This is a genomic window from Mycolicibacter hiberniae (assembly GCF_010729485.1).
In the GTDB taxonomy this organism is placed as follows: Bacteria; Actinomycetota; Actinomycetes; order Mycobacteriales; family Mycobacteriaceae; genus Mycobacterium; species Mycobacterium hiberniae.
Map to the genome: position 1 here is coordinate 1,584,539 of NZ_AP022609.1, position 25,384 is coordinate 1,609,922.

26 protein-coding genes are annotated in these 25,384 nt (G+C 67.3%); 10 read left to right on the forward strand and 16 right to left on the reverse strand.

Annotated features, from left to right (window positions below; all coding sequences use genetic code 11):
* Nucleotides 1-74: 74 nt before the first annotated feature.
* The 3 genes from G6N14_RS07385 to tpx are packed head-to-tail and all read left to right on the forward strand — an operon-like array spanning nucleotide 75 to nucleotide 2,698.
* Nucleotides 75-1,001: a metal-dependent hydrolase gene (locus tag G6N14_RS07385; RefSeq protein ID WP_085135292.1), complete on the forward strand. Its 927-nt coding sequence runs from the start codon at nucleotides 75-77 to the stop codon at nucleotides 999-1,001.
* Nucleotides 1,001-2,146 (forward strand): hypothetical protein, encoded by a 1,146-nt coding sequence (locus G6N14_RS07390; RefSeq protein ID WP_085135293.1) that lies wholly within the window; start codon nucleotides 1,001-1,003, stop codon nucleotides 2,144-2,146. Before G6N14_RS07385 ends, G6N14_RS07390 begins: the two co-directional genes overlap by 1 nt.
* A 54-nt stretch (nucleotides 2,147-2,200) precedes the next feature.
* Nucleotides 2,201-2,698 (forward strand): thiol peroxidase, encoded by a 498-nt coding sequence (gene tpx, locus G6N14_RS07395; RefSeq protein ID WP_085135294.1) that lies wholly within the window; start codon nucleotides 2,201-2,203, stop codon nucleotides 2,696-2,698.
* A gap of 11 nt (nucleotides 2,699-2,709) precedes the next feature.
* On the opposite strand, the gene G6N14_RS07400 is transcribed toward tpx, so the two are convergent.
* On the reverse strand, nucleotides 2,710-3,483 hold the full coding sequence (locus tag G6N14_RS07400) for an enoyl-CoA hydratase/isomerase family protein (protein ID WP_085135295.1): 774 nt from the start codon (nucleotides 3,481-3,483) through the stop codon (nucleotides 2,710-2,712).
* Between the two features lie 78 nt (nucleotides 3,484-3,561).
* Here G6N14_RS07400 and G6N14_RS07405 point away from each other — a divergent pair, with 78 nt between their 5' ends.
* From G6N14_RS07405 to G6N14_RS07415, 3 genes are all read left to right on the forward strand, one after another.
* Complete coding sequence (locus G6N14_RS07405) at nucleotides 3,562-3,945, forward strand: NYN domain-containing protein (RefSeq protein WP_085135439.1); 384 nt, start codon at nucleotides 3,562-3,564, stop codon at nucleotides 3,943-3,945.
* Between the two features lie 227 nt (nucleotides 3,946-4,172).
* Nucleotides 4,173-6,134 carry a S8 family peptidase gene (locus G6N14_RS07410; RefSeq protein WP_085135440.1) on the forward strand — a complete coding sequence of 654 codons (1,962 nt, stop codon included), beginning with the start codon at nucleotides 4,173-4,175 and terminating at the stop codon, nucleotides 6,132-6,134.
* Nucleotides 6,135-6,155: 21 nt separating this feature from the next.
* Nucleotides 6,156-7,508, forward strand: coding sequence for an alpha/beta fold hydrolase (locus G6N14_RS07415; RefSeq protein ID WP_085135296.1), 1,353 nt, complete (start codon nucleotides 6,156-6,158; stop codon nucleotides 7,506-7,508).
* Here the strand turns inward: G6N14_RS07415 and G6N14_RS07420 are convergent.
* Nucleotides 7,505-9,097: an FAD-binding protein gene (locus tag G6N14_RS07420; protein ID WP_085135297.1), complete on the reverse strand. Its 1,593-nt coding sequence runs from the start codon at nucleotides 9,095-9,097 to the stop codon at nucleotides 7,505-7,507. The genes G6N14_RS07415 and G6N14_RS07420 overlap by 4 nt on opposite strands.
* A 192-nt stretch (nucleotides 9,098-9,289) precedes the next feature.
* Here G6N14_RS07420 and G6N14_RS07425 point away from each other — a divergent pair, with 192 nt between their 5' ends.
* Nucleotides 9,290-10,135: a lytic transglycosylase domain-containing protein gene (locus G6N14_RS07425; RefSeq protein WP_085135441.1), complete on the forward strand. Its 846-nt coding sequence runs from the start codon at nucleotides 9,290-9,292 to the stop codon at nucleotides 10,133-10,135.
* Nucleotides 10,136-10,139: 4 nt separating this feature from the next.
* On the opposite strand, the gene G6N14_RS07430 is transcribed toward G6N14_RS07425, so the two are convergent.
* From G6N14_RS07430 to G6N14_RS07445, 4 genes are all read right to left on the reverse strand, one after another.
* Complete coding sequence (locus G6N14_RS07430) at nucleotides 10,140-10,499, reverse strand: Hsp15 family ribosome-associated heat shock protein (RefSeq protein WP_085135298.1); 360 nt, start codon at nucleotides 10,497-10,499, stop codon at nucleotides 10,140-10,142.
* Between the two features lie 6 nt (nucleotides 10,500-10,505).
* The gene (locus tag G6N14_RS07435) at nucleotides 10,506-11,120 is read right to left on the reverse strand and encodes an FKBP-type peptidyl-prolyl cis-trans isomerase (RefSeq protein WP_085135299.1); all 615 of its coding nucleotides are present in this window, start codon (nucleotides 11,118-11,120) and stop codon (nucleotides 10,506-10,508) included.
* Between the two features lie 43 nt (nucleotides 11,121-11,163).
* Complete coding sequence (locus G6N14_RS07440) at nucleotides 11,164-12,177, reverse strand: NADP-dependent oxidoreductase (RefSeq protein ID WP_085135300.1); 1,014 nt, start codon at nucleotides 12,175-12,177, stop codon at nucleotides 11,164-11,166.
* Between the two features lie 130 nt (nucleotides 12,178-12,307).
* Nucleotides 12,308-12,850, reverse strand: a complete 543-nt coding sequence (locus G6N14_RS07445) for an FKBP-type peptidyl-prolyl cis-trans isomerase (protein WP_085135301.1) — start codon at nucleotides 12,848-12,850, stop codon at nucleotides 12,308-12,310.
* Nucleotides 12,851-12,960: 110 nt separating this feature from the next.
* Here G6N14_RS07445 and G6N14_RS07450 point away from each other — a divergent pair, with 110 nt between their 5' ends.
* Nucleotides 12,961-13,980: a TIGR03617 family F420-dependent LLM class oxidoreductase gene (locus tag G6N14_RS07450; RefSeq protein ID WP_085135302.1), complete on the forward strand. Its 1,020-nt coding sequence runs from the start codon at nucleotides 12,961-12,963 to the stop codon at nucleotides 13,978-13,980.
* A gap of 3 nt (nucleotides 13,981-13,983) precedes the next feature.
* On the opposite strand, the gene G6N14_RS07455 is transcribed toward G6N14_RS07450, so the two are convergent.
* The 3 genes from G6N14_RS07455 to G6N14_RS07465 form a co-directional block, all read right to left on the reverse strand.
* Nucleotides 13,984-14,811, reverse strand: a complete 828-nt coding sequence (locus tag G6N14_RS07455; RefSeq protein ID WP_220096717.1) for a DUF6498-containing protein — start codon at nucleotides 14,809-14,811, stop codon at nucleotides 13,984-13,986.
* A gap of 73 nt (nucleotides 14,812-14,884) precedes the next feature.
* Nucleotides 14,885-15,799 carry an NAD(P)H-dependent flavin oxidoreductase gene (locus G6N14_RS07460; RefSeq protein WP_085135443.1) on the reverse strand — a complete coding sequence of 305 codons (915 nt, stop codon included), beginning with the start codon at nucleotides 15,797-15,799 and terminating at the stop codon, nucleotides 14,885-14,887.
* Between the two features lie 62 nt (nucleotides 15,800-15,861).
* A complete protein-coding gene (locus tag G6N14_RS07465; RefSeq protein WP_085135303.1) occupies nucleotides 15,862-16,662 on the reverse strand; it encodes an alpha/beta fold hydrolase in 801 nt (266 codons plus the stop codon).
* 263 nt (nucleotides 16,663-16,925) lie between these two features.
* On the opposite strand from G6N14_RS07465, the gene G6N14_RS07470 reads away from it, so the two are divergent.
* Entirely contained in the window at nucleotides 16,926-17,354 is a 429-nt protein-coding gene (locus G6N14_RS07470) for a cellulose-binding domain-containing protein (RefSeq protein WP_085135304.1), read from the forward strand.
* A 30-nt stretch (nucleotides 17,355-17,384) separates the two neighbouring features.
* Here the strand turns inward: G6N14_RS07470 and G6N14_RS07475 are convergent, their stop codons facing one another.
* From G6N14_RS07475 to G6N14_RS07485, 3 genes are all read right to left on the reverse strand, one after another.
* Nucleotides 17,385-18,635 (reverse strand): HNH endonuclease signature motif containing protein, encoded by a 1,251-nt coding sequence (locus tag G6N14_RS07475; RefSeq protein WP_085135305.1) that lies wholly within the window; start codon nucleotides 18,633-18,635, stop codon nucleotides 17,385-17,387.
* 70 nt (nucleotides 18,636-18,705) lie between these two features.
* Nucleotides 18,706-20,082, reverse strand: a complete 1,377-nt coding sequence (locus G6N14_RS07480; RefSeq protein ID WP_085135306.1) for an NtaA/DmoA family FMN-dependent monooxygenase — start codon at nucleotides 20,080-20,082, stop codon at nucleotides 18,706-18,708.
* Between the two features lie 8 nt (nucleotides 20,083-20,090).
* Nucleotides 20,091-21,299, reverse strand: a complete 1,209-nt coding sequence (locus G6N14_RS07485; protein WP_085135444.1) for an LLM class flavin-dependent oxidoreductase — start codon at nucleotides 21,297-21,299, stop codon at nucleotides 20,091-20,093.
* 373 nt (nucleotides 21,300-21,672) lie between these two features.
* Between G6N14_RS07485 and G6N14_RS07490 the strand changes: the two genes are divergently transcribed.
* Nucleotides 21,673-22,782, forward strand: coding sequence for an LLM class flavin-dependent oxidoreductase (locus G6N14_RS07490; protein WP_085135307.1), 1,110 nt, complete (start codon nucleotides 21,673-21,675; stop codon nucleotides 22,780-22,782).
* 28 nt (nucleotides 22,783-22,810) lie between these two features.
* Here G6N14_RS07490 and G6N14_RS07495 read toward each other — a convergent pair whose 3' ends face one another.
* The 4 genes from G6N14_RS07495 to G6N14_RS07510 form a co-directional block, all read right to left on the reverse strand.
* Nucleotides 22,811-23,377, reverse strand: coding sequence for a dihydrofolate reductase family protein (locus G6N14_RS07495; RefSeq protein WP_085135308.1), 567 nt, complete (start codon nucleotides 23,375-23,377; stop codon nucleotides 22,811-22,813).
* Nucleotides 23,378-23,429: 52 nt separating this feature from the next.
* The gene (locus tag G6N14_RS07500; RefSeq protein WP_085135309.1) at nucleotides 23,430-24,065 is read right to left on the reverse strand and encodes an NADPH-dependent F420 reductase; all 636 of its coding nucleotides are present in this window, start codon (nucleotides 24,063-24,065) and stop codon (nucleotides 23,430-23,432) included.
* A gap of 73 nt (nucleotides 24,066-24,138) precedes the next feature.
* Nucleotides 24,139-24,564, reverse strand: a complete 426-nt coding sequence (locus tag G6N14_RS07505) for a nuclear transport factor 2 family protein (protein ID WP_085135310.1) — start codon at nucleotides 24,562-24,564, stop codon at nucleotides 24,139-24,141.
* 37 nt (nucleotides 24,565-24,601) lie between these two features.
* Nucleotides 24,602-25,336, reverse strand: a complete 735-nt coding sequence (locus G6N14_RS07510) for an SDR family NAD(P)-dependent oxidoreductase (protein ID WP_085135445.1) — start codon at nucleotides 25,334-25,336, stop codon at nucleotides 24,602-24,604.
* Between the last annotated feature and the right edge of the window lie 48 nt (nucleotides 25,337-25,384).

Genomic DNA, 25,384 nt, shown 5'->3' on the forward strand with positions numbered 1-25,384 from the left:
CTGCTTGACAACCGCAATGCACCGAACAATCATACGCGCAAGCGTCCCGTTGTATGTTTAGAGCTGAGGTAGCGATGACCGACCTGATCGTGCGTAAGTTGCGGTTCGCTTTCGCCGAGCACCCGGTGCCGTTCCTGTGGAACGAGGCCAATCCGGCGTTCTCATCGATGGCCAACGCGGTCTCGCTGTTGGCGATCGGCTTCGAGAAGATGATCGGCGGCATGATCGCCGAAGCGATGCCACGCATCACCGACCCCGCCGTGGCCGAAGAGGCCGATGCCTTCGTGCGGCAGGAGGGGCAACACTCCATGGCCCATCGCGGTCATGCCAAAGCACTGGTGAAGGCCTACCCGGGGCTCAAAGAGACCGTCGATGCCTGCAACGCCATGTTCGACAAGATGTCGGCCGAAAAATCCCTGGACTATCGGCTGGCCTACACCGCCGACCTCGAGGCCACCTTCACCCCGGTCTTCAAGCTGATGCTCGACCACGACGACACCCTGTTCGCGCCGGGCGACGACCGGGTGGCCTCGTTGTTTTTGTGGCACTTCGTCGAAGAAGTGGAGCACCGCAGCTCGGCGCTGATCATCTACGACCACGTCATCAACGACCCGTGGTACCGCATGCGGATGGCGCCGTCGATCTTCAAGCACGTGATGAGCGTGATCAAGGTGGCGTGCGAGGGCTTCAACCGGCATGTTCCGGTGGAGGACCGCCAGGTCGACGCGCTGTCACTGTTCAGCACCTACCGCGCCAAGCAGGCCTGGCGGCGACGGGTGCCGTTCGGCTGGCCGGCAGATCAGGGCCCCATCGCCGATGCCTTCAAGCATCTGCCGAAACGTGAAATGGCTACCGCGGTAACCGGTATCGTCCGCAGCCAGTTGCCCAACCACAAGCCGGCTCACGAGAAGATCCCGGCGCTGGCCAACGAGTGGTTCGCCCGCTACGACGACGGCTACGACGTGACCAAGTGGTACACCGCGGAAGAGAAGAGCGCCTGATGCCCGACCTGTGTACCCCGACGTTCGAGCGCCTTGCCGAGTCGCTGGGCTTCTCGTGCGGCCAGGCCGGCGGCCTGCTGGAATTCCGCAACCCGCTGCAGCTGGAGAACTGGACGCTGCCGGTCCTGGAGATCACCGTGATCGCCGGAGCGGTGCTGGCCCTGGTCTACGCGATCGCGCGGTACCGCCGCGGCGACGCCACCAACCTGGCGCTGTGGTTCGGGGCGATCGCCTACCTGCTGATCATCGAACCGCCGCTGTACTTCCCCGGGGCGTTCGGGATCGCCGACCATGTCGACACCATGTTCGCGCACAACCTTTTCAGCGTCGAGTTCCTCTGGGGCCGGCTGCCGCTCTACATCGTCGCGATCTACCCCATGATGGCCACGGTCTCCTTCGAGATCGTCCGGACCCTGGGGGTGTTCCGACGCTACGGGGCCGTCGTCGGGGCCATCTGCGTGGGCTTCGTGCACCACGCCTTCTACGAGATCTTCGACCACCTGGGCCCGCAGCTGCGCTGGTGGGAATGGTCGGTGGACAACCCACTCAACCAGCCCCTGTTCACCTCGGTGCCGATGGGCAGCGTGGTGGTGTTCGCCGCGCTGTGGCCGGCCTCGTTGGCGTTGTGCGTGCAGCTGTTCGTCGGGCGTCAGGTCGACCAGGGCAAGACAGTGCGCGGACCGCAGCTCGTGGGACGGACGGTGGCCATCGGGGTCCTGGCCTCGCTGGGTACCGGAATCCTGCCTCTGCCGGCAACCCTGCTGGGCGCCGCGACGAACGGTCGCCTGATCGGGATCGCCTACGCGGCAGAACTTTTGGTCATTGTCGTGGTGGCCGTTCCGATTATGGCCCGCCAGTGGCGGCAGCAGCGGCTGAATCCGGCCGCCGAGGGCCGCTACCGCAATCCGCTGATGGTCCGCTACGCCGCGGTGTATCTGGCCGTCATGGGGGTGCTGTGGCTGAGCGCCCTGCCGGCCTACTTCGGTGCGGTGGGCGGGCAGACCGCCGACGGCGACCCGATCGGCTCGCTGTGGTACGCCGCGCTGTGCTTCGCCGTCGCCGGCCTGAGCGTGGCGGCCGCGGCAACCGTCCCGCCGATCCGCAAGCCGGAAGCCGAGCCCGAGCCGGTGGCCGCCGGGCACTGAGCCCGACTGCGGCCCGCCGTGGACGCCGGGTGCGGCGCTTGGCAGACTGTTGGCATGGCGCAGATCACGTTACGTGGAAACCAGATCAACACCGTCGGCGAGTTGCCGGCCGTCGGCTCGGCAGCACCGGCGTTCACCTTGGCCGGAACCGACCTGAGTCCGGTGGACAGTGGGCAGTTCGCCGGTAAGCCGGTCCTGCTGAACATCTTCCCGTCGGTCGACACCCCGGTCTGTGCGACCAGCGTGCGGACCTTCAATGAGCGGGCCGCCGCGGGCGGGGCCGTGCTGTGCGTCTCCAACGACCTGCCGTTCGCGCTGAAGCGGTTCTGCGGTGCCGAGGGCATCGAGAACGTCACCAGCGCCTCGGGGTTCCGGGACAGCTTTGGCGACGACTACGGCATCACCATGACCGATGGTCCGCTGGCCGGACTGCTGGGCCGCGCCATCGTGGTGATCGGCGCGGACGGCAACGTCGCCTACACCGAGCTGGTGCCGGAGATCGGCCAGGAGCCGAACTACGACGCGGCTTTGGCGGCGCTGACCGCCGCATGAACGCCGGCGGTTCAGCGCCCCCGCCACCGCGGCGGGCGCTGATCCCGCCACGCCTGTAGGCCCTCGGCGACGTCCTCGGTGGCCGCGGCCACCTTGCGCATGGTCTCGCCGAAACGCACGGCGTCGATCCAGCTCATGTCGGGGCTGCGCCACGCCACCTCCTTGGTGGCCCGCTGGGCCAGGGGAGCGGCCTTGGTGAGGGTGCGTGCCCAGGTCAGGGCGGTGTCCTGAAGGTCCTGCGGCTCGACCAGTTTCCACACCAGGCCGACCTCGTGGGCCCGCTGAGCGCTCATCGGCTCGGCGGTCAGCAGCAGTTCCATGGCGTTGGCCCAGCCCACCCGCTGGGGCAGCCGGATGGCCCCGACGATGGTGGGCACCCCGATACCGACCTCCGGGTAGCGGAACACCGCATCGGTGCTGGCGATGACGAAGTCGCAGAACAACACGCCGGTCAGTCCGTAGCCGATGCAGGGGCCGTGCACCGCGGCGATGGTCGGCTTGAACAGTTCCATGCCGGACTCGAACGAGTTGATGGTGGGCTTTTCCCAGAAGGTGCCGGGAAAGGTGCCGACCGCGCCCGCCGAGTCCTTGAGATCCGCCCCGGCGCAGAACACGTCGCCGGCGGCGGTGAGTATCCCGACCCAGGCGTCCTCGTCGGCGCGGAAGCGGTCCCAGGCGGCATTGAGGTCGGTGCGCATCGCCCCGTTGATGGCGTTGCGGGCCTCCGGCCGGTTCAAGGTGATGGTCGCGACATGGTCGTGGCATTCATAGGTGACTAGGTTCATCGGCGCGACTCCTCCTCATCGCTTCGGGTGTCGCCGCGGCGTAGCGCGGTGCATTGGCTGCACCGTACCGTCGCAATGATGCGGTGGATCGTCGATGCGATGAACGTCATCGGTGTGCGACCGGACGGCTGGTGGAAAGACCGCCACGGCGCGATGGTCCGCCTGACCCGCCAGCTGGAACGCTGGGCGGCTGCGCAAGGTGGACAGGTCACCGTGGTCTTCGAAAAGCCGCCTGTCCCGCCGATAGCATCGGACGTCATCACCATCGCGGCGGCTCCGCGCTCCGGCGCCAACTCCGCCGATGACGAGATCGTGCGGCTGGTCCGCTCTGACGACCGGCCGCAGGACATCACCGTGGTGACCTCCGACAGTGCCCTGGTGCAGCGCGTCACCACCGCGGGTGCGGCGACCGTTCCGGCGGCACGTTTCCGCAGGCTCATCGAGGAGGCCCCCGGGCGATGACCACACCGGGCGGCGACGCCGTGCGTCCACGAATGTCTGGTGCCCGGCCATAACGTCGGAGTAAGTTGCAGACACGGTAGCTGTATCGCCTGCGTAGCGCTCAGCGTCAGGGGTGGGGACATGGCAGTCTGCGGCTCGTCACGGATGAACCGTCAGGGTGACGCCGCGCGGCGCGGATTCGGCCAAGCCGACAGCGGCGCAGACGTCGCCCCACCGTGGACCCGGCCATGACCGACCATCCGGAATTCAGCGAAGTGGAGCCGCCGCCGCCCGAAATCTCCTGGGCGGCAAGGGTGATGTGCGCAGTGCGCGAGTTGGAGGACGCGGCAAAGTTCCCCGCCACGGTGACGCGGGTCAAGGAGGCGGTGGGCGCCAAATTCGCTGCAGCATTCCTGCCCGCGGACCGGCTCTATGACGGCGACCGGCCGTCGTGGGAGCGGCGGGTCGATGAGGCCGTCACAGCGCTGACAAAGCAGAAATACCTGCGCCGACTCAAGGGCGCGCTACGCACCACCACTGCCGGTCGTCAGCACTACGACACCGCGTGCCGGCTCGGTGCGCTGGTAGCCGCGGCGCCCGCACCGACTGTCGAAAAGGCGCCTGCGCCACCCGACCTGTTGCAGCCCGGGGTGGTGACCGCGCCACTGCGCCCAAAGCTTCGGCCGCCAGTGGGACATGATGAGAACCTCGACCGCTACCCGGCCACCTCCTCATTCACGTCATCGGTGCCAGGATTCGTCGACGAGGAGCAGCCTGCGGACGAAGCCGAACCGGTCATGATCGAGCTGAATCTGCGCTACGGGATCGGTGCAAAACCACCCGTCCCCGGCGGTTTGGGCGCGGCGATCGCCCGGGTCGAGTACCTGTGGACATTAGTTGGTGCGCAAGGCAAACCGAGCGTGATAGCCGATCAATACCTGTCCGGCGAGCTGACGCCGGCGCAGATGCAGAACATCGCGACCGCAGACTCCGCTGCCGGCGACTGGCCCTACCGGGCCATCTATCGCATCTGGCCCGACTTCGAGGTGCACCGCCAGATCGATGTCTCCACCACGACGGTCAAGGCGGTACCCGCGCAGCGTTCGTTCGCCGCCTTCGGCGACGGCATCGTCTGGGCGGTGATCGACTCCGGGATCGCCGGCAAGCACCCGCACTTCCAGGGTGACCACACGCTCGATGATCCGTCGGTGGCAGACCTGCATCATGACTTCGTCTCCGGCAGCATAGATCCCGCCGCCGCTCTCATCGATGAGGACGGACACGGAACGCACGTGGCCGGCATCATCGCCGGCGGCCTGACCCGGTGGAAGCCCGACCGCGGAGAACCCCACGCGATCGCCGTAGAGAGGCGGCGCAACAACGGGGCCGTGGCCGGCGCCGACCCGATCCTGTCGCCGCGGCCGGTGGAGCTCGAAGCGCTCAACGGCGTTGCGCCGCGCGCGAAATTGGTCAGCCTGAAGGTACTCGGCGGCCTGGGCGACCTCACGACCCGGACTGCCCGGGTTATCGAGGCGCTGGCCCACATCCGCGAGACGAACGGCGACACCGGCAAGCTGAGCAGAATCCACGGCGCCAATCTCAGCCTGGGCTACGACTTCCTGGCGGAGTGGTTCGCCTGCGGACAGAGCCCGCTGTGCCTGGAGGTGAACCGGTTGGTCCGCACCGGCGTCGTCGTGGTGGTCGCGGCCGGAAACTCCGGTTACGTCAAACTCAATGTCCAGAAGTCCGACGTCAACCAGTTCAGCGCCGCCGTCACGATCAACGATCCGGGTAACGCCGACTTGGCCATCACGGTTGGTTCGACGCACCGGGATGCGCCCCACACCAACGGGATTTCCTACTTCTCCTCGCGCGGGCCGACCGGGGACGGCCGGCCCAAACCCGACCTGGTGGCACCGGGCGAGCTGATCACCTCGGCTGCTGCCGGCGAGAACCTCGGCAGAATCCAGCGAGCCAACTTCGAGGGGCTCGACGGCGCAGCGGTGTACATCCAGGACAGCGGCACCAGCATGGCCGCCCCGCACGTGTCCGGTGCCATCGCGGCGTTTCTTTCCGTACAGCGGGAATTCGTGGGGAGGCCCGACGAGGTCAAGCGAATCTTCACCTCGTCCGCGACGTCGCTCAATCGTGATCCGAGCTTTCAAGGCGCCGGCCTGGTCGACCTCATGCGCGCGCTGCAAACACGGTGACATCGGGGAAGGGGAACCGCAATGACCATCACCGCCACCGCCCCCTGGGCGTTGTCATTCGATGCCCGCGGAGATGTCGACCAGGATGGTGAGCGGCAATTCCTGGCGCAACTCGAGGCCGCCGACGTCGCCGATCTGGTGATTTTCAGCCACGGCTGGAACAACGACGAGGCGACAGCCGCCTCGCTCTACCAGCGATGGTCCGACCTGCTCGACGAGCAACTCGGTGCTGGCCGCACCATCGGCTTCCTGGGCATCCGCTGGCCTTCGGCAATGTGGCGCGACGAACCCATTCCGGACTTCGACCCCACGCCCGGTGGCGCGGCGGCCGGGGGCGCTGGATTGCACGACACCGCCACGACGTTCGACGCCGACCCGACTCTGAGCCCACAACAGGTGGCCGACCTCGTCGCCCTGTTCCCTTCGGGGGCCGCCGAGCTCAACGAACTGACCGCACTGCTGGCGACGGAGCCCAACCAGGACCAACGCGACGAGATGTTCGCGGCCATGCGCAAATTCAGCGACAAGGTGCGGGCCGGGTTCGACGACGGCGAGGCCGAGACCGCCGACCCCACCCGGCCGCGCATGTTGGCCGACGACAAGCGCGCCGACGACGTCTTCGAGAGCTTCGCCGACGCCCTCACCGAAGCGGGCATCGACGTCAGCGATGGGGGCGGGGGTGGTGGCGCCGGTCTCGGCGACAACATCAGGAAGCTGTGGCTGGGCGCCAAGCAGGCGCTGCGTCAGCTGACCTACTGGCAGATGAAGAACCGTGCCGGGGTTATCGGAGAACGTGGCCTGGGCCCCCTGCTGGGACGCATCGCCGCCCGATTTCCCCACCTGCGAATCCATTTGGTGGGCCATAGTTTCGGTGCCCGGGTGGTGTCCTTTGCGTTGGCCGGCGGACCAACCACCACGCCGTCGCCGGTCAAGTCGGTCACGCTGCTTGAGGGCGCCTTCTCCCGCTTCGCGTTCCTCGATCGGCTCCCGTTCTCGTCCCCGCACCCCGGTGGCGCACTGGCCGGCCGACTGTCCCGCGTCGACGGACCGGTGACGGTCTGTCATTCCAGCCACGACATGGCCCTGGGCGTGATGTACCCCTTGGCCTCGGCCGCCGCCGGCGATGACAGTGCCGGCATCGACGATGATCCGCTGGGCCGGTGGCGCGCCATCGGTTCGCTGGGCGCCTATCAGGCACCGACCGAGCCGATCGGCGCAGTCCGGACCCCGTATTCCTTCGCCACGGGCGCCATCCTCAATGTGGATGCCTCGTCGAAAGTGATCAAGGGTGGTCCGCCGGCCGGCGCACACAGCGACATCTTCTATCCAGAGCTGGCCTGGATTGTGGCTTCAGCGGCTGGGCTTACCTCCTAGCGGGATTGCGCAGCCGCGCTGGCACCGGCCCGCCGGCCGGCGAACACGCAGTCGGCGATCGACAGTCCACTGACATAGGAGTTCGAGGCGACGCCGATGGCCGTGCGCCCGGCGCTGTAGAGCCCGGGAATCGGAGCGCCGTCGGCATCCACGACGGCGCCGGTGTCCTCGGCGACCCGGACACCGCCCAGGGTGAGCATCGGGGTGGGCCGCAGCACGTTGGGCCGCACGGAGATGTCCATCAGCGTGAACGGTGCCTGGTCGATACGGCGACAGAAATCCGCGGGTTTGCCGACCGGATCTTCGGTGCCGGAGTCGATCGCCTGGTTGTGTGCGGCGACGGTGGCGGCCAAGCCCTCCGGGTCGATACCGGCGGCCCGAGCCACCTCGGCCAGCGTCGCACCGCGCACCGCGCCGCCGAAGATCAGCGAGGCGCCCTGAGCGCGCTGGAACCACAGCGTCTGCGTGAGGAGCTGGCGCCGCGCCTCCGACATCAGCCCGGCGTCGGCCAGAATCCAGCCCTGGCTGCCGTGGTTCTTCACCATGGCCTGCCCGACCGCGGCGCCGTAACGCGACTCGTCGATCACCCGCCGGCCGTCGGCGTCGACGATGATCGCCGAGATGAACGCACTCGGGGGTGTGATGAACTTCCACACCGAGACGTTGTCCATGCGGTCGGTCACCGCGCCGACACTCTGTGCCAGCGCGATACCGCTGCCGTCGTCGCCGCTGGTTCCCAGCGGCAGGCCGCCGTCGAACTCCGGGGCATAGCGCCTGCGCCACTCGGTGTTGGCGATGAAGCCCCCGGCGCAGATGATCACCCCGCGCCGCGCGGTGATCTCGATGGTCTGGCCGTAGCGTTTCTGCAGCTTCTCCAGCCGGCGGTCCATGGCGGCACGCAGGGGCGGGAAGTAGACGCCGGGTTTCGACGACAGTGCAGCCAACCGGGCATACCGGCGCTGGATGCGGCGCGGCGCCTGCCCCATGGTGGTGGCCCGCACCCCGGTCACCCGGCCGGACGGGTCCGCCAGCAGGTCGGTGACGGTGGTCTGCGGGCGGAAGTCCACGCCGAGCCGGCGGGCCGATTCGGCCAGGGGCGCGTAGATCTGCTTGCCGGACGTGCCTTTGCCGTAGGCGCGGTGACCGCGCTGCACCGGCGGGGTCTGAGAGCGGAACGCACCGGCGTTCTCACTTCCCGAGTGGTACAGGTAGTAGCGGTTGTTGGGAAAAGACGTCTTGTAGGGGCACAGTCCGGGGTTGAACGGCACCCCGTGCGCCTGCAGCCAGTCGATCATCTCCGGGCTGCCGTCGACGAAGCGCTGCAACGTCTCGGGTTGCACCGCGTCGCCGACCTCCAGGCGCAGGTAGTCCAGCATCTGCTCGGCGGTGTCGTGGACCCCGGCGGCGCGCTGGACCGACGTCCCGCCACCGGCATAGATGATGCCGCCGGAGATCGCGGTGGCGCCGCCACCGTTGGCGCGGTCCACCGCGATGACGTCGGCGCCCAGTTCGCGGGCGGTGATGGCGGCCGTGGTGCCGGCCGCCCCGTACCCGACGATGACGACGTCGGTCGTCACGCTGGTGGTCATATGCGTCCTCTTCCTCGACGGGGTGCGCTGAACGGACCTCAATGTAACAGTCACTAGTTCGGCCCTCACGGGAAGTGACCAGCGCCGATGACGCGGTTTGGGTGAAAAGGGGAACAGGTTCTAAACCGGCGCGGCCGCTCCGCGCGGCCGCCCTGCGCGCTTCCCGGCGGTGCAGGGGCGAAGATGAACGGCATGATGGATCGGTTGTGGCGCGTGGTGGTGTTGCTGGTGGTGGCCCTGGCAGCTGCGGTGACGGCGGCGCTGCCCGCCGGCGCCGCACCGGGCCCGGATCCGGTCGCGGTGGTCGCCGACCTGGTGGCCGCGGACCAGGCGTTGCGCAATCCGTCCTCGCCGGAGCAGGTGCTGGCCGCCGCGGCCCGGCGCCAGCAGGTCGCCTACCGCACCCTGGGCGCACACCCCGAGTGGGACGCGATCGCCCGCCCCCGGGTCCCGGCGGCGCTGCTCGCGGTCTACGACCGCAACATCGATGCTCGCCGGCACCTGATGGCGTTGACCGATCCGAAGACCACCATGCCGGCGTGGCGGGTGGTTCCGCCGGTGCCGGCCAACGAGCTGGTGGCGAGCTACCGGGCGGCCGAGGCGGCGTCCGGGGTGCCGTGGAACTACCTGGCGGCGATCAATTTCGTGGAGACCGGCTTCGGCCGCATCAACGGGGTCAGCGATGACGCCGCCCAGGGCCCGATGCAGTTCCTGCCGTCGACGTTTGCGGCCTACGGCAACGGCGGAGACATCCACTCGCCCCGGGACAGCATCATGGCGGCGGGCCGGCTGTTGGCGGCCAACGGATTTGCCACCAACAGGGACCGGGCGATCTGGAATTACAACCACTCCGACCACTACGTGCAGGCGGTCAACGACTACGCCGCGGTCATCGGGGGCGATCCGGCCGGGTTCGCCGGCTACTACCGCTGGGACACCTATTACCGCACCACTGCCGGCGATCTGCTGCTGCCGATCGGCTATGCGTCCTCGACGCGGATTCCCGTCGAGCAGTATCTGGCCGCACACCCGCAGTAACGCCTCAGCGTTGCTGGGCGCGCCACTTGTCCAGCACCCGGCGATCGCGTTTGGTCGGGCGTCCGGCGCCGCGCTCGCGTGCGGCCACCGGAGTCACCGAGGCCGGTGGGGGCGTGCGATCGAGATAGCAGGTCAGCGCGTCCGGCGCACCCACCCGTTTCTGAATCACCCGCAGCACCTCGACGGTCCGGGTGCGATCGCCGATCTGCGCTCGCACCACGTCACCGGGGCAGACCGTCGTCGCCGGTTTGGCCGGGCGGTCGTTGACGCGCACATGCCCGCCGCGGCACGCCGCGGCCGCATCCGGTCGGGTCTTGGTCAGTCGCACCGCCCACAGCCACCGATCCACCCGGGTCGAGTCCATGTGGGCTCAGCGTGAGGCGTTGAGGATCTTGATCGCGAAGACGAGCGTGTCGCCCGGCAGGATGCCGGCGCTGGGCTGGCCCTGCGGATAGCCGTCCGCGGGGACCATGGCGACCGCCACCGTGGACCCGACTTTCTGCCCGGCGATGGCCTTCTGGAATCCCGGGACCACGCGGTCGAGTCCGAAGTCGACCGGCTTGCCGCGTTCGTAGCTGCTGTCGAACACCGACCCGTCGCGGCCATTGACACCCATGTAGCAGACCGAGACCGTGGCATGGTCCCCGACGACCCGGCCCTGGCCGGCGTGCAGGGTGTGCACTTCGGTGCGGGTCACCGTGAACGGTCCCGTCACCGCCACCCGCGGCGCGGCGGAGTCGGTGGAGCCGGTCACCGCGACGCTGCCGGTGGCGCCTGTGAGCGTCCACTCCGGTGCCACATCCTCGGCCGGCGGGGTGGCGGGGCAGGCGGTCACCGTGTCGCCGCCCGGGGGCATGAACAGGTCGGTGACCGACGAGGTCTTCGACGACGAAGTCGTGCTGTCGGAACCCCCGCAGGCGGCCAGCGTCACGGCCAGCGCGGCGACACCCGCGAGTGCGAAGCAGCGAGATATACGCGAATTCATCTGGGTCAGGCTACAGCCCGGCCGGCCGCGGCGAGACCGTCGGTTATCCGGAAGTCTTGACCACCAGCTTGCCGACGTTCTTGCCGTCGAAGAGCATGTTGATCGCGGTCGGCAGCTGGTCGAAGCCCTCGACCACGGTCTCAAGCGGGGTGAGTTTTCCGGCGGTGATCAACTCGGCGATCTCGCCGGCGGCCTCGCGTGCGCGGCCGAAGTGATCGAGCACGATAAAGCCCTGCACAGTCGCCCGCTGGATCAACAGGTTGCCGAACGCGCGCGGCCCGGGCGGCGGGTCGGTCTCGTTGTAACCCGAGATCAGCCCACACAGCGCGACCCGCGCGCCGACGTTGAGCCGCGCAAACACCGCATCCATGATGTCGCCGCCGACGTTCTCGAAGTCGACGTCGATACCGTCGGGGGTCGCGGCGGCAAGCTGGCCGGCCCAGTCGTCGGCGCGGTAGTCCACCGCCGCGTCGAAACCCAGCTGATCGGTCAGCAGCGCGCATTTCTCCGGTCCGCCGGCGATCCCGACGACGCGTGCCCCGCCGGCCTTGGCGAGCTGACCGGCGACGGAACCGACCGCGCCCGCGGCGGCGGAGACGACGACGGTCTCGCCCGCGCGCGGCTTGCCGATGTCGCGGATCCCTACCCACGCGGTCAGACCCGTCATGCCGAGCGCGCCCAGGTAGGTGCTGGGCGAGACGCCTTCGGCGATCTTGACCGGGGCCAGCGGCATCGTGTCGGAGACGACGACGTACTCCTGCCAGCCGGTCAGCCCCTGCACGGTCTGGCCGACCGGATATCTCGCGTTGTTCGACGCGACCACCACACCCAGACCGCCGGCACGCATGACTTCTCCGATGCCGACCGGCGGCAGGTAGGACGGCGTGGCGTTGATCCACATCCGGTTGGTCGGGTCCAGTGAGATCCAGTCGACCCGCACCAGCGCCTCACCGTCGCCGATCTGCGGCACCGGTTGCTCGCTGAGTTCGAACGTGCCCGGGCCGATGCGGCCGGCGGGCCGCTCACGCAGGAGGAAACGGCGATTTCGATCGGTCATGAGCGCACGCTACCGGATCACAACGGTCCCTGGCAATGACACTGAATTCAATTGGCAGACAATGTAATACAGGGTCCATGCGGGTCGGCCGGCGCGCTGTGCGCGGGCCGGCCCGGCGCGGCGCGGCCGATCAGCCGGTTACGCCCAAGATCTTGATGGCGAACACCAGGGTGTCGCCCGGCCGGATTCCGGCGCGGGGCTGGCCCTCGGGGTAACCGTCGGCGGAGGTCATCGCCACGGCCACCGTGGATCCGACGGTTTGGCCGGCGATGGCCTTCTGGAACCCCGGTACCACCCCGGTGAGCGGGAAGTCGGCCGGGACGCCCCGCGCATAGCTGCTGTCGAACACCGACCCGTCGCGCCCGTTGACGCCCAGATAGCAGACCGACACCGTGGCGGTGTTCGCCACCACCGGACCGTTGCCGGCCCGCAGCGTGTGCACCTGGGTCGAGGTCACGCTGAACGGCGTGGTCACGTCTATCCGGGGTGCGCTGGTGTCGGTGGAGCCGGTGACGGCGACGCTGCCGGTGGTGCCGGCATGCGTCCACTCCGCGGTACCGCCGCTCGCCGGCGCCGCACTGGGGCAGGTGTCGGCCGCCGCGGCCGTGCCCGCCGGACCGAAGGGCAGCGTCAGCGCGGCGACAGTGGCAGACAGGGCGAGCAACCAAGACATCCGAGGCGATTTCACCTCCGCCACGTTACAGGCCGGCGACGGCGTCATCGGCAGTCCGCCGCGAGCCGAAACCAGCCCCGTCGAACCGGACCCGCCACTAGTCTCTGCTGATGCACATCGACGTCATGGCCCTGCCGCAGCCGTTGGGAAGCGCCGCCGAACTGGCCCGCAACACCCAGGCGGCCGGCTTCTCGGGTCTGTTGTTCACCGAGGCCGGGCGCACCGCCTACCTCACCGCCGCGGTCGCTTCGCAGGCCGCGCCCGGTCTCGAGCTGTCGACCGGAGTGGCGGTCGCTTTTCCGCGCAGCCCGTTCGTCACCGCGCAGTCGGCGTGGGAACTGCAGGAGGCCACCGGCGGCAGGTTCCGGCTCGGTCTGGGCACCCAGGTGCGCACGCATGTGGTGCGGCGTTACGGGGCGACGTTCGATCACCCCGGTCCCCGGCTGCGCGACTACGTTCTTGCGGTCAAGGCCTGCTTTGGCGCCTTCCGAACCGGCAAGCTGGATCACCATGGGCAGTTCTACGACCTCGATTTCATTACGCCGCAGTGGAGTCCCGGCCCCATCGAGGTAGCCGATCCCTGTGTAGACATCGCGGCGGTGGGCCCGTGGATGTTGCGGATGGCCGGCGAAGTGGCCGACGGCGTGCACGTCCATCCGCTGGGGGAGCCCGGCTACCTCGCGCGTCACGTGGTGCCGAAGGTGGCCGAAGGAGCCGAGAAGGCCGGGCGTCGCCCCTCGGACATCGCTCTCATCGTGCCGGCGATGACCATCGTCGGTGACACCGATGAAGAGAGGAACAAGGAACGCGAGCTGGTGCGGGCCAGTTTGAGCTTTTACGGAAGCACTCCGAACTATGCCTTCATCTGGGATGAGGCCGGATTCGAGGGCACCACGGCGCGCATTCGCGAAAAGCAGAAGGCCGGCGACTTCGCGGGTATGGCAGCGCAGATCACCGACGAGCACCTTGCCCGCTTTGCGACCGAATCGACCTGGGATGGTTTGGCGGACAAGCTACTCGACAAGTACCGAGGAACGGCGACCCGCCTGGTTTTGTACAACGCCCTCGGCGATCCCGAGCGCCTCGAGCGTTACGGCGAGGTCGCCCAGCGGATTCGAGCGGACAGCTGACAGCTAGGGCTTTGTCTTCCAGGGCTGTTCGTTGCGCCGCTGCCGTTCTCGTTCGTGGGCATGGTCTTTGACCCAGAACTCCTCGAAGCTCTCACCGCGACGCACGTTCGGGACCCGGTTCATGAGGTTGCTGAACCATTGCGGTGGCTCCGCCGGATCCCACTGGGGAACAACGGTGCTCAGTGCGGCCAGGGTCTTGAGAACGACGAAGATCGTGAACAGCGCCCGCGGAGCATCGGTGGCGGCGATGGCGAACAGTCCGAACAGCAACGTCATATGCACGACCATGACGCGCCCCAGCCCGACGTTGGCGGCCATCTCGACATCGCGGAAGGACCAGCGGCGCAGGTTGGGCAGATCGAGCAGAAAATCCGCGGTCAGGAAGAGAAACACCGACAGGCATCCCCACCCGACACTGCGCCAGTTCAGGTCGATCAACGCAAGCTGCGGCGCACGGTTGTAGGTGAGCAACGCCAGAATGACGGCAAGGAAGAACCCGTGGGCGGCGCAGAAGGCCAGGCTGATCAGCGCGAAACCGGACAGGAACGTCGAATTGGGCCCGCCGCCGGCCTGCTGCGGCCGGTAGCGGAAGTGCCCGTATCGGGGGTTGACGCGCTGGTGCACCGCGATGCGGCCGATCACGAACAGGCACATCGCCACGTTCTCGAACCAGTACACCACCACAGTCGTCGCACCGGACCAGTGCTGCCCGAACCAGCCGAATGCCGGGACGGTGACCACGCCCAGCACGGTGAACACGTGAAAGGGCGAGAACGCGGGGCTGCGCCGCGACTCGGGTTCCGAATCGGGCTGCGCGGGCGGAAGGCTCATCCTGCGGTCCTCCGGTGATGCATTGCATGATCATGGGCTGCCGGAGCTCACCGGCGGGTCGGGTTCACCAACTTCACACCCGTGACCGGGCCGCGGTGAGGACGGCGTCGATGTCGCCCCACGTTCGGCGAATGATCTCGGCGACCGGCGGCAGGTCCACAATCCGGCAGGACACCTGGCCGGTATTGGCGACGCTGGCCTCCATATCGCCGCCGAAGTAGAGCTCGGTGATCTTGCCCAGCAGTTGCGAATCGGATTCGTGTGCGGCGATCCGGGTGGCCAGTCCCGTGCGCAGCACGCGCATGGTCGGGTTGCCGGGTACGTCGAGCAGCACGGTGCCGGCGTCGTTGGCGGCGACGATGGCGTCCTTGAAGTTGGTGTGTACCGCCGACTCCTGGCTGGCGAGCATCCGGGTGCCCATCTGCACCCCCTCGGCGCCCAGCACCACGGACGCGGCGGCCGACCGCGCGTCGCAGATGCCCCCGGCTGCGATGATCGGGAGGTCGACGTTCTCGGCCACCAGAGGCAGTAGCACCATGGTCGAGGCGCCGAGCAGGGACTTGAAGCCGCCGCCCTCCACGCCCTCGACCACCAGGGCGTCGACACCGGCGTCGGCGGCCTTGCGTGCGCCTTTGAGCGAGCCGACGACGTGGACCACCGTCATGCCGGCGTCCTGCAGCGGCTTGGTGAACAGCGCCGGGTCACCGGCGGAGGTGAAGACGTGGCATACCCCGGCCTCGGCGAGCGCGTCGACGATCGAGGGATCCTTCTTCCAGCCCTGGATCATCAGGTTCGCCGCCACCGGTTTGTCGGTGAGCTCGCGGACGCGCCGAAGATCAGCACGCCCTTCCGGTGTCAGGGTCTCGATGACGCCCAGCCCGCCGGCCTGCGACACCGCGGCAGCGAGTTCGGCGCGTGCGATGTAGGTCATCGGGGCCTGGACGACGGGGTATTGGATCCCGAGCAGAGCCTGGATGCGGTTGGTCACGGCCCATTCAAACACCTGCGATGTCACCCGAAGGGGGCTTGGGAGGCAGGGCCGCCACCGTGTCAGGACGCGTCGGCCTGGGCGCTGGGCGCGCTGCCGTCGAGCAGGACCCGCGCCACCTGCTGGGGGTCGTCGGCCATCGGCACGTGGCCGCATCCGGTCAGCCGGATATGGCGGGCCTGAGGGAGCCGTTGGGCGGCGATGCGGGCTTGGTAGGGCAACAGGATCCGGTCACGTGCCGCCCAGGCCACCGTTACGGGAATGTCTGCGCTGATCTGGCGGTCGAATACCTTCGCGGCGGGAAAGATCTGCTTCATCGCCGGAATGGCACGCCGCATGCCGTTGAGGTCTCCGACGAACTCCTCGGCCGGAATCCGTTCGGGGTGGGCTGAGACCACCGCCCCCATCAGTCGTCGCGCCCGGGGGGAGCGGGCGAGCCTGGGAGCGGCGGGCGCCAGCAGCCGGGCGCCGGTGGTCAGGAACCAGAAGACCAGGCGAACATAGGCGAAGTCGAGGGCGTTGTGCCAGTACGCCGCGGGAGACAGCACGGTAGCGCTGGAGACCAGGTCGTCGGCGGCGGCCTCCAGCGCGATCCGGCCACCCAATGAGTATCCGGCGACGTGGGGGCGCTCGAGTCCCAGCTGCTCCAGAAGCCCGACGAGTTCCGTGCGCAGGGTTGCCTGCACATCACCGTCTTGCACCACCAAATCGTGGGACTCACCATGCCCGGGCAGGTCGAACAACACCACGGTGCGGTGGTCGGTCAGGTGCTCGAGAACGGGGTACCAGGCCTGCCTGCGGTGGGTGATCCCATGGATCAGGACCAGCGGATCACCAGTTCCGTGAACCTCGTATTTCAGCATGTCGATGCCCCCTCGTCGCGGCCGGCGATGGCGTCGGTGAACAACCGTCCCCCGGAAAACCGCCTGTCAACAACCGTAGCGGTACCGGTGCTCGCGTGGGGGCCGGCGGCGCTGAGGTCGGGGTCACTTCCGTGACGACGCGGTTCTGGGCGCCGCCGGAATCGCAGCGCACATTTCATCACGGTTGCAGTTGGGCAAAGGTACAGAAAGCTACCCGCGGAGTCAGGGCAGCTGACACCGGTTCGGTTCTACCGTGGGCCGCTATGGCACTACTTCGCAGATTCGTGAAACGCGGGCGCGCGGTGCTTCACATCGTTGCCTGTGCCGCGATGGTGGCCGTGCTCGGATTCGCCACCACCGCCGTAGCCCATGCGGCCGCGGCTACGGCGACGCTGGCGGTGACCTCGACGTGGCAGACCGGCTTCATCGCCCGCTTCACCATCACGAACTGGAGCACGGTGCCGATGACTGATTGGCGGCTCGAATTCGACCTACCGGCCAATGAATCGATCCAGCACGCGTGGAACAGCAGCGTCGGCCGATCCGGCACGCACTATGTTCTGGGGCCGGCGAACTGGAATCGGATCATCGAGCCAGGAGGCTCCGCCACGGGTGGCTTCCGGGGAGTGGTGTCCGGGACATACGCACCACCGGTGAACTGCGTGCTGAATCGGCAGGTTCGCTGTTCCTAGAGGCGCGAACAGCGCTCTGCCGCAGTCGATCTAGTTATTGGTGGGCGGAGCTTGCGGTTGGAACGGCTCGTACCACCACCACTGGGCGCGTTCCCCGGTCGGTCCGAAACAGGGCGCGACGGCGGGCGGTTCGCCGGTGGGTGGGCGTGCCAGCGATCCCGGGCGCAATCGCCTGCCGTCACTGTCGGTCACGGTGAGCCGGTTCGCCGGTCCGGTGATGGTGATGACGCCGCGATGATGAAGGCGATGATGATAGGGGCAGATCAGAACCAGGTTTTCCAGGTCGGTGGCGCCGCCGTCTTCCCAGTGCCGGATGTGGTGGGCGTGCAGACCGTGGGTGGCCGCACAGCCCGGGACGGCGCACGTCCGGTGCCGGTGTTCGAGTGCGCGGCGCAGCCGGCGGCTGACCGTGCGAGTCGACCGACCGGAGCCGATCACCTCGCCGTCGCGTTCGAACCACACTTCGCACGTGGCGTCACACGACAGGCGCTGCCGCTCGGATTCCGGCAGGGCCGGGCCCAGGTGCAGGGCGCCGATCTGCCTTTCGACATCCACGTGCAGAACCACCGTCGTGCGTTGCCCGTGGGGCCGACGTTGCACCTCGACGTCCCATCCGGATTCGACCAGCCGCATGAACGCATCAATGTTCGTCGGCAGCGGCGGATGCTGCTCGACCTTGGTGCTGCTGTTCTCGCGGTCGCGGCTCCACTCGGCGATCAGAGCGTCGCGATGCGACTGCAGTGCGGCATCGAACGTCGCTGATTCGGTGTGCGGCAGAGCGATACGCCAGATGTCGAGCTCGGCGTTGGACGTCTTGGTGATCGCGGGCCGCGGGTCGGGCCGGGGCTCGGGTTCGGGTCGCGGCTCCAGTTTGACCGCGGTGCGCAGTTGGTTGACGGTGGCACACGCCGCCAGTTGCGCGTAGTGCTCATCAGAGCCGTCGGCGGCCCGCTCGGCGATCACCCCGACCTGATCCAGGGATAGGCGGCCTTCCCGCATGCCTTCGGCGCAGCGGGGGAACTGCGCGAGCCGGTGTGCCACCGTGCTGATCGTGTGGGCGTTTGCCGATGACACCCCGGTCTTCCAGGCCACCAACGCCGCGATCGATGGTGCCCCGGTAGAACCCCACAGCTGGTCGCGTTCGATCTCCGCGGCGATCTCGACGATGCGCCCATCGATTGCGTTGCGCTGACCGGTCAACTCCGCCAACTCCTCGAACAGCACCTCAATGCGGGCGTCACCACGCGCTGCGACGCTGGTTACCGGTGCGATCGAGGTCATAACCACAGCATGGCAGGAGGGTCCGACAAGTCATCCGGTGCAAACTGCACCGGTGGTCGGGGAAGCTCGGTCAGGAGGCGACGCTGCTCGAGGAATCACGGGAGCGCAGGGGCGCCAGCCCGAGATGATCGCGCAGTGTGGTGCCCGCGTAGTCGCTGCGGAACACGCCCCGCTCCTGCAGCAGGGGCACGACCTTGTCGACGAAGGGGCCGAGGCCGTCTGGAGTGATGTGCGGCACCAGGATGAACCCGTCGCTGGCGTCGGCCTGGACCAATTCATTGATCCTGGCCGCGACGGTCGCGGGGGAGCCGATGAAGTTCTGCCTGCCGGTGACCTCGATGATCAGCTCACGGGTCGTCAGGTTTTCCGCCTGCGCCTTGGCACGCCACTCGTTCGCGGTCGCGACCGGATCGCGATACATCCGGACGCTGGCCCGGCCGCGGGAGACGACGTTTTCGCCCACCACCGGATCGACGCTGGGCAGCGGCCCGTCCGGGTCGTGATCGGACAGGTCCCGGTTCCACAGCTGCTCAAGGAACTTGATGGCCGTCTGCGGCGAGACCTGAGCCAACCGCACCTCGTGGGCGAGATCCGCCGCCTCGGCGTCGGTGTCGCCGAGGATAAAGGTGGCTGCGGGCAGGATGAGCAACTCGTCATGGCGGCGGCCGTATTTGGTCAGCCGCCCCTTGACGTCGGAATAGAACGCCCGGCCCGCTTCCAGCGTGCTGTGGCGGGAGAAGATCGCGTCGGCATCGGCAGCTGCGAATTCGCGGCCCTCGTCGGAGTCACCCGCCTGGAAGATCACCGGCCTGCCCTGCGGGCTGCGTGGCACATTGAACTGCCCGGCAATATCGAAAAATGCGTCGCGGTGTACGAACTCACCAGGTGCGGGGTTGGCCAGGAACACACCGGAGTCCTTGTCGGTCAGGATCTCGTCGCCGTGCCAGGAGTCGAAGAGCTTCTGCGCGGTGCGCAGAAAGCTGCGGGCCCGGTCGTAGCGCTGGTGTTCGGGAAGATATCCGCCACGGCGGAAGTTCTTCCCGGTGAACGCATCCCAGGAGGTGACCACGTTCCACGCGGCCCGCCCGCCGGACAGGTGGTCCAGGCTGGCGAACTGTCGTGCGACTTCGTAGGGTTCGTTGAAGGTCGAATTGATGGTGCCCGCCAGTCCGAGACTGTCGGTGACCGCGGCCAGTGCTGCCAGCACTGTGAAGGTGTCGGGCCTGCCCACCACATCGAGGTCGTAGATCTGGTCGTTCTGCTCGCGCAGTCTTAGCCCCTCGGCGAGGAACAGGAAGTCGAATTTGCCGCGTTCGGCCGTCTGGGCGAACCTCACGAACGAGTCGAACTCGATGTGGCTGCCGGCTGCCGGGTCGCTCCACACTGTGGTGTTGTTGACGCCGGGGAAGTGCGCAGCGAGGTGAATCGACTTGATGGGCTTGGTCATATCGGTTCCTACGTCAGGGCTTTCGCGTAGCGGTTTGCGGGACGTTCCAGGCCGAGAGACGCGCGCAAGGTGCTCTTTGCGTACTCGGTCCTGAACAGGCCGCGTCGCTGAAGTTCGGGCACCACAGCGTCGGTGATCTGGGTCAGATCGTGCGGCAGGGCCGCCGGACGTAGCCGGAATCCTGCCAGGCCTGCGGCGTGCCATTGCTGCAGCAGATCGACCAATTCCGAAGGCGTGCCGGTGAAACGCCTGGCATCGCTGGTCCATTCGGCACCCGCCAGTTCGGCGAGGCGTCGTTGGCGCGCCTGCGCCCCACTCGTCGTATGGTCAAGTAAGATCGCGATGTCGCCGAAGAGCAGTACATCCTCGGTGCGCTGCACGGCTTGCTGCGCCGCGGCCACCTGCTGCGCGATCGCGGCGACATCCGTGACCGCGTGTGGGGTCACGAATCCGACATCGGCGGTGCGGGCGATCAGCCGGTAGTCGTCGGCGCCGTGGTCGAGTGCGGCGACGATCGGTTGGCCCTGCGGCGGCCGGGGAGTGATCGAGGGTCCCTTGACCGAGAACCATCGCCCTTCGAAATCGATGTAGTGCAGCTTGTTCCGGTCGATGAATCGTCCGGTGGCGACGTCACGGATCTCAGCGTCGTCCTCCCAGGAGTCCCATAAACGGCGCAATACTTCGACGTAGTCCGCCGTCTCATCGAAGTGCGCGCGTATCTCTGACCGCAATCGCTGGTCCCGCAGCGATCCGGGTACCGACGAGGTGATTTCGCGCCGGCCGAAGTGCGCGGCCGCATCTGCTCGGCCCGCGATCTGCACCCGCACCCCGGCGCGACCGCCACTGACGTAGTCGAGGGTGGCGATCGCCTTGGAGAGGTGAAACGGCTCGCTGTGGGTGGTCGTGATCGTCGGCATCAGACCCAACCCGGCCGTCCGCGGGGCGACCCTGGCGGCGATGAGCACCGCGTCAAGACGGCCGCGTACCCGGTCGACTCGTCGATCGGGAGCGAATCTGTCATCGGACTGCAGAGTGAAACCGTCTTCGATGGTGACGAAGTCCAGCAGACCGCGCTGGGCTTCGGCGACAAGGTCGGCCCAGTAGCCGGCTGTGAAGAGGTCCGCGGGCCTGGTGTCAGGATCTCGCCACGCACCGGGATGCCAACCGGCGCCGTCGAGTGCGACGGCCAGGTGAATCAATGCGGAATGTGCGGACATGAAGTCAGGCTTTCGTCGGTCGGCGGGGGAGAAGGCGGCCGAAGCGGCGACGTTGCCCTTGCGGTTAAGACCGTCGCCGCCCACGACAACAACACGACGCGATGCGGTCAGCTGCGGAACGCACAATCAGGTCCTCACGGTTCAGTCACTGGCGACTGTCCAACCAATGCCCACTGTAACCGATTTGCGGCAACCAACATTCCCGCAAGAGGGGCTCCTCGGGTCAACTGCGCCGCCGTTCGGCCCCCGCCGCGTTTCACTCATCCTGATCCGAAATAGGTTGTGCTGTATAGGCCCTCCCCGGACAGCCGGCGGGCGGGGAGAACCGCTGATTGGCATCGGAGCCGACGTGCGTCGCCCGTTATCGTGAATTATGACGCCGCTGACAGCGCTCGATCTGGTCCCGATCTCCTCGGGCTCCAGCGCGGCGCAAGCGGTCCGCAACAGCATCGATTTGGCCCGCAACGCCGAACGCCTCGGCTACGCACGCTATTGGCTCGCTGAGCACCATCTCAATCCGGGAGTGGCGGGCACGTCACCGGCGGTGATGCTTGCCGCGATAGCCGCGCGGACCTCGACGATTCGGTTGGGATCAGGTGCTCTGCAGATGGGGCACCGGACAGCGTTGTCGGCGGTCGAAGAGTTCGGTCTGCTCGATGCGCTTCACCCCGGCCGCTTCGACCTCGGCCTCGGACGCTCCGGTGGCCGCCCAACGCCCGCGATCGGCGGATCAGATTCCGCAGTTGCGGGCTATGCGCTCAACGGTTTGCTCATACCGGCTCGGTTCGACTATTCGGCGTTGCTGAAATCGCCGCGGATCGCCCTGCAGACCGAACTGCTCACCTTGCCTGACGCGCGACCACAGAACTACACCGAACAGGTCGGCGATGTACTCGCCCTGATCGCGGACACCTACCGCAGTGCCAACGGGGAAAGCGCCCATGTGGTGCCGGGTGCCGGTGCTGACCTACAAGTGTGGATTCTCGGCAGCAGCGGCGGCGAGAGCGCACTGGTAGCAGGGAAGAACGGCCTGCGCTTCGCCGCCAACTACCACGTGGCACCCGCCGGCGTGCTCGAGGCCGCCGAGGGGTACCGCGCCGCGTTCGCACCGTCAGCCGAGTTGGACAAGCCGTATCTGAGCGTCTCAGCCGATGTCGTCGTCGCCGACGACGAGTCGACCGCCCGCGACCTGGCCACCGGCTACGGGCTATGGGTGCGCAGCATCCGCACCGCAGAGGGCGCGATACCTTTTCCGGCTCCCGACGAAGCACGCCGGCACGTCTGGACCGATGCCGACCGTGCACTGGTGGCCGACCGGCTCGAAACACAGTTCGTAGGTACCGCGGCCCAGGTCGCCGATCAGCTTGAACAGCTGCAGGACGCGACCGGCGCCGACGAGTTGATCATCACGACCATCACGCACGATCACCGCGACCGAGTGCGGTCCTATCAGCTGCTTGCCGAAGAATGGGCTCAGCGATAGCTGTGGCCCAGTGGCGTCGGCTGTCCGTTCAGTCGTGCTTCGCCTCGTAGCGCAGCAGGACCGTTCCGCAGGGGAACGTGCGGTTCTCCAACAGTCGCAGCGAGATCCATGACGGCAGGTTCGGGAAGAACGGGGTTCCGCCGCCCACGACGACGGGGGCGACCACGATCCGGTACTCGTCGACAAGTCCGGCCTGCACGATCGGTGCGGCCAGCGTTGCCCCGGCCACCTCCAGGTTGCCGTCGGTTTCGGCTTTCAACGTCGTCACCACCTCGACGGGATCACCGCGTTCCAGCCGGGAGTTCCAGCCGACCGATTCCAGGGTGTGGGAGAAGACGACCTTGGGCATGGCGCGCCAAATGTGGGCGAAATCGACGATCAGCGGGGGCGCGTCCGGGTCCTCGTCGGCCGTTGGCCAGTACGCGGCCATCAGTTCGTAGAGTCGCCGCCCGTAAAATGACAGGGCGGTCTGACGTTCGAAGTCGTTCCAGTACTGGTGCAGTTCGTCGCTCGGTTCGCTCCAGTCGATGCTGTCTTGCGCGTCGGCGATGTAGCCGTCCACCGATACGTTGAAGCCGTAGATGAGTCTGCCCATGCGGATCAGTCTGCCCTCGGTGGCGACCTCTGTGCCGGCATTTCCGCTGTGCCTAGAGATGCGCGGCGGGAACTGCGGTGGCGCCGAGAGCAACGTCGAAGTCTCCAACCCCATATCGGGCGATACCCATGAGGACCAAGGCTGTTCCCTCCAACCAGTGCGCCATCTTCAAGCCGCCGACGTCCAGCGGGCGCAGCCCGAGGCTCTTGATGAACGTCGAGACGAGGTCCTTGGTCCGCGCGTCGTCGCCGGCGATGAACACATCCGGCGTCCCGCCCTTCTCCAGAACATGGCCGAAGACGGTGTTGAATGCTTTCACCACGCTGGCGCCGGCCGGTGCCGTCTTGGCGACTTCTTGTGCGATCGAGGTGTGATCGGGGATTGCGAGTCCGTCGGCTGCAGCATTGAAGGGGTTACTGATGTCGACGATGACTTTGTCGCTCAATGCGTTTCCGTACTGGCTGACGACCGGAACGACGTCGGCGAATCCCAGCGCCGCGATCACGATCTCTCCAGTCGGCACCGCGCCGAATTCGCCGGTCGTGGCACTGCTTCCGAGAGCCGTGGCGAGATCGGCTGCCTTGGTCTGATCGCGACCGATGACCTCGACGGTATTGCCGCCCTTCACCGCCAGGGTTCCGATCACTCGGGCCATGTTGCCGCTGCCGATGATGCTGATACTGGTCATGTGCTGCTCTTTTCTGGGTAGTGGACTGTGCGGGTTAGGTAGGTCGTCCCGGCGCTGGTGAGCCGGCTTCGCGTCACTGGGTCTCGGTGAGGAGGTTCCAGAGCGGCATGCCCAGCAGATGAGCAATCTGGCTTTGCATCCGGACGCCGGATGGCAGCGGGCGCCACCAAATGGTCACCTCGGCGATCCTGCCGTCGGCGTCGAGCAGGATGTAGTCCATCCCGTCGACCACGGTGTCGTCGATTTGCAGTCGGAAGTGCACCGCGTGGTGGGTCTCGCCACTGAGGATTTCGGCGTAGGTGAGGTCAGTCGCCGCGGTGCCGACTGTCCGTATGGCTGCTAAGGCTGCCTCGCGGCCAGTGATCGGCCCATCACTGAGCGGGCTGTACATCACTACGTCGTGCGCGAGGAGTCCGGAAAGTTCGTCTTCGTCTGCGTCGCCGTGCATGGAGTCGACGAAGGCCTGCACGGTGTCGCGGTGCGGGGCAATGGCGGTCATGGTGCTCCTGGTGTCGGTTGGTGCGGTAGGGAGGGGTTCAGATCACCGTGGTGCCACCGTCGATGACCAGCTCCATGCCGTTGACATAGCTCGAGTCGTCGGAGGCGAGGAACAATGCGGCCGATGCGATCTCTTCGACGCGGCCCATTTCCCGTCGCGGGATGAGGGATTCGAACTGCGCCTTCGTCGCCTCGTCCATGACCTGCGCCAATATCGGCGTGGCGACCTGTCCCGGCGTCAGGACGTTCACCCGGATCCTGCGGTCCCGCAACTCTGACACCCACACCCGTGCGTAGGCGGGCAGCACTGCCTTGCTGCCTGCGTACACACTCCAATCGGGGTAGCCCCGCAGCGAAGCGGTCGATCCTGTCATGAAGATCGAGCCGCCGTCGTTGAACAGGGGCAGCGCTTTCTGGACCGTGAACAGCGTGCCCCGCGCGTTCAGCCAGAAGGCGTCGTGGAAGTCCTGCTCGGTGATCTCACCGAGCCTGCTCTGCTTGCCCATACCAGCACTTGCCCACAGCACGTCGATGGTGCCCTTGTCCCGCTTGACCGTGTCGAACAGACGGTCCAGGTCGTCGAGGTCGGCCGAGTCGCCCTGCACACCGGTCACATTCCTGCCGATGTGTTCGACGGCTTGGTCCAGCGCGTCCTTTCGCCGGCCCGAGATGAAGACATGCGCTCCTTCGTCGACGAATAACTTGGCACCGGCCAGTGCCATCCCACTTGTCGCGCCGGTGATCACCGCGACCTTGCCGTCAAGCTTTCCCACGATGGCTCCATTCATTTTGAGAACGCCGATGTTATGTACACCGATCGG

What these genes read in the sequence shown, in the direction of transcription:
- G6N14_RS07450 (WP_085135302.1), top strand. Translation starts at nt 12,961, where the DNA reads ATGCACATCGACGTCATGGCCCTGCCGCAGCCGTTGGGAAGCGCCGCC.
- G6N14_RS07415 (WP_085135296.1), top strand. Translation starts at nt 6,156, where the DNA reads ATGACCATCACCGCCACCGCCCCCTGGGCGTTGTCATTCGATGCCCGC.
- G6N14_RS07385 (WP_085135292.1), top strand. Translation starts at nt 75, where the DNA reads ATGACCGACCTGATCGTGCGTAAGTTGCGGTTCGCTTTCGCCGAGCAC.
- tpx (WP_085135294.1), top strand. Translation starts at nt 2,201, where the DNA reads ATGGCGCAGATCACGTTACGTGGAAACCAGATCAACACCGTCGGCGAG.
- G6N14_RS07405 (WP_085135439.1), top strand. Translation starts at nt 3,562, where the DNA reads ATGCGGTGGATCGTCGATGCGATGAACGTCATCGGTGTGCGACCGGAC.
- G6N14_RS07435 (WP_085135299.1), bottom strand. Translation starts at nt 11,120, where the DNA reads ATGAATTCGCGTATATCTCGCTGCTTCGCACTCGCGGGTGTCGCCGCG.
- G6N14_RS07480 (WP_085135306.1), bottom strand. Translation starts at nt 20,082, where the DNA reads ATGACCAAGCCCATCAAGTCGATTCACCTCGCTGCGCACTTCCCCGGC.
- G6N14_RS07400 (WP_085135295.1), bottom strand. Translation starts at nt 3,483, where the DNA reads ATGAACCTAGTCACCTATGAATGCCACGACCATGTCGCGACCATCACC.
- G6N14_RS07490 (WP_085135307.1), top strand. Translation starts at nt 21,673, where the DNA reads ATGACGCCGCTGACAGCGCTCGATCTGGTCCCGATCTCCTCGGGCTCC.
- G6N14_RS07500 (WP_085135309.1), bottom strand. Translation starts at nt 24,065, where the DNA reads ATGACCAGTATCAGCATCATCGGCAGCGGCAACATGGCCCGAGTGATC.
- G6N14_RS07445 (WP_085135301.1), bottom strand. Translation starts at nt 12,850, where the DNA reads ATGTCTTGGTTGCTCGCCCTGTCTGCCACTGTCGCCGCGCTGACGCTG.
- G6N14_RS07410 (WP_085135440.1), top strand. Translation starts at nt 4,173, where the DNA reads ATGACCGACCATCCGGAATTCAGCGAAGTGGAGCCGCCGCCGCCCGAA.
- G6N14_RS07485 (WP_085135444.1), bottom strand. Translation starts at nt 21,299, where the DNA reads ATGTCCGCACATTCCGCATTGATTCACCTGGCCGTCGCACTCGACGGC.
- G6N14_RS07430 (WP_085135298.1), bottom strand. Translation starts at nt 10,499, where the DNA reads ATGGACTCGACCCGGGTGGATCGGTGGCTGTGGGCGGTGCGACTGACC.
- G6N14_RS07470 (WP_085135304.1), top strand. Translation starts at nt 16,926, where the DNA reads ATGGCACTACTTCGCAGATTCGTGAAACGCGGGCGCGCGGTGCTTCAC.
- G6N14_RS07425 (WP_085135441.1), top strand. Translation starts at nt 9,290, where the DNA reads ATGATGGATCGGTTGTGGCGCGTGGTGGTGTTGCTGGTGGTGGCCCTG.
- G6N14_RS07505 (WP_085135310.1), bottom strand. Translation starts at nt 24,564, where the DNA reads ATGACCGCCATTGCCCCGCACCGCGACACCGTGCAGGCCTTCGTCGAC.
- G6N14_RS07420 (WP_085135297.1), bottom strand. Translation starts at nt 9,097, where the DNA reads ATGACCACCAGCGTGACGACCGACGTCGTCATCGTCGGGTACGGGGCG.
- G6N14_RS07390 (WP_085135293.1), top strand. Translation starts at nt 1,001, where the DNA reads ATGCCCGACCTGTGTACCCCGACGTTCGAGCGCCTTGCCGAGTCGCTG.
- G6N14_RS07495 (WP_085135308.1), bottom strand. Translation starts at nt 23,377, where the DNA reads ATGGGCAGACTCATCTACGGCTTCAACGTATCGGTGGACGGCTACATC.
- G6N14_RS07455 (WP_220096717.1), bottom strand. Translation starts at nt 14,811, where the DNA reads ATGAGCCTTCCGCCCGCGCAGCCCGATTCGGAACCCGAGTCGCGGCGC.
- G6N14_RS07440 (WP_085135300.1), bottom strand. Translation starts at nt 12,177, where the DNA reads ATGACCGATCGAAATCGCCGTTTCCTCCTGCGTGAGCGGCCCGCCGGC.
- G6N14_RS07475 (WP_085135305.1), bottom strand. Translation starts at nt 18,635, where the DNA reads ATGACCTCGATCGCACCGGTAACCAGCGTCGCAGCGCGTGGTGACGCC.
- G6N14_RS07465 (WP_085135303.1), bottom strand. Translation starts at nt 16,662, where the DNA reads ATGCTGAAATACGAGGTTCACGGAACTGGTGATCCGCTGGTCCTGATC.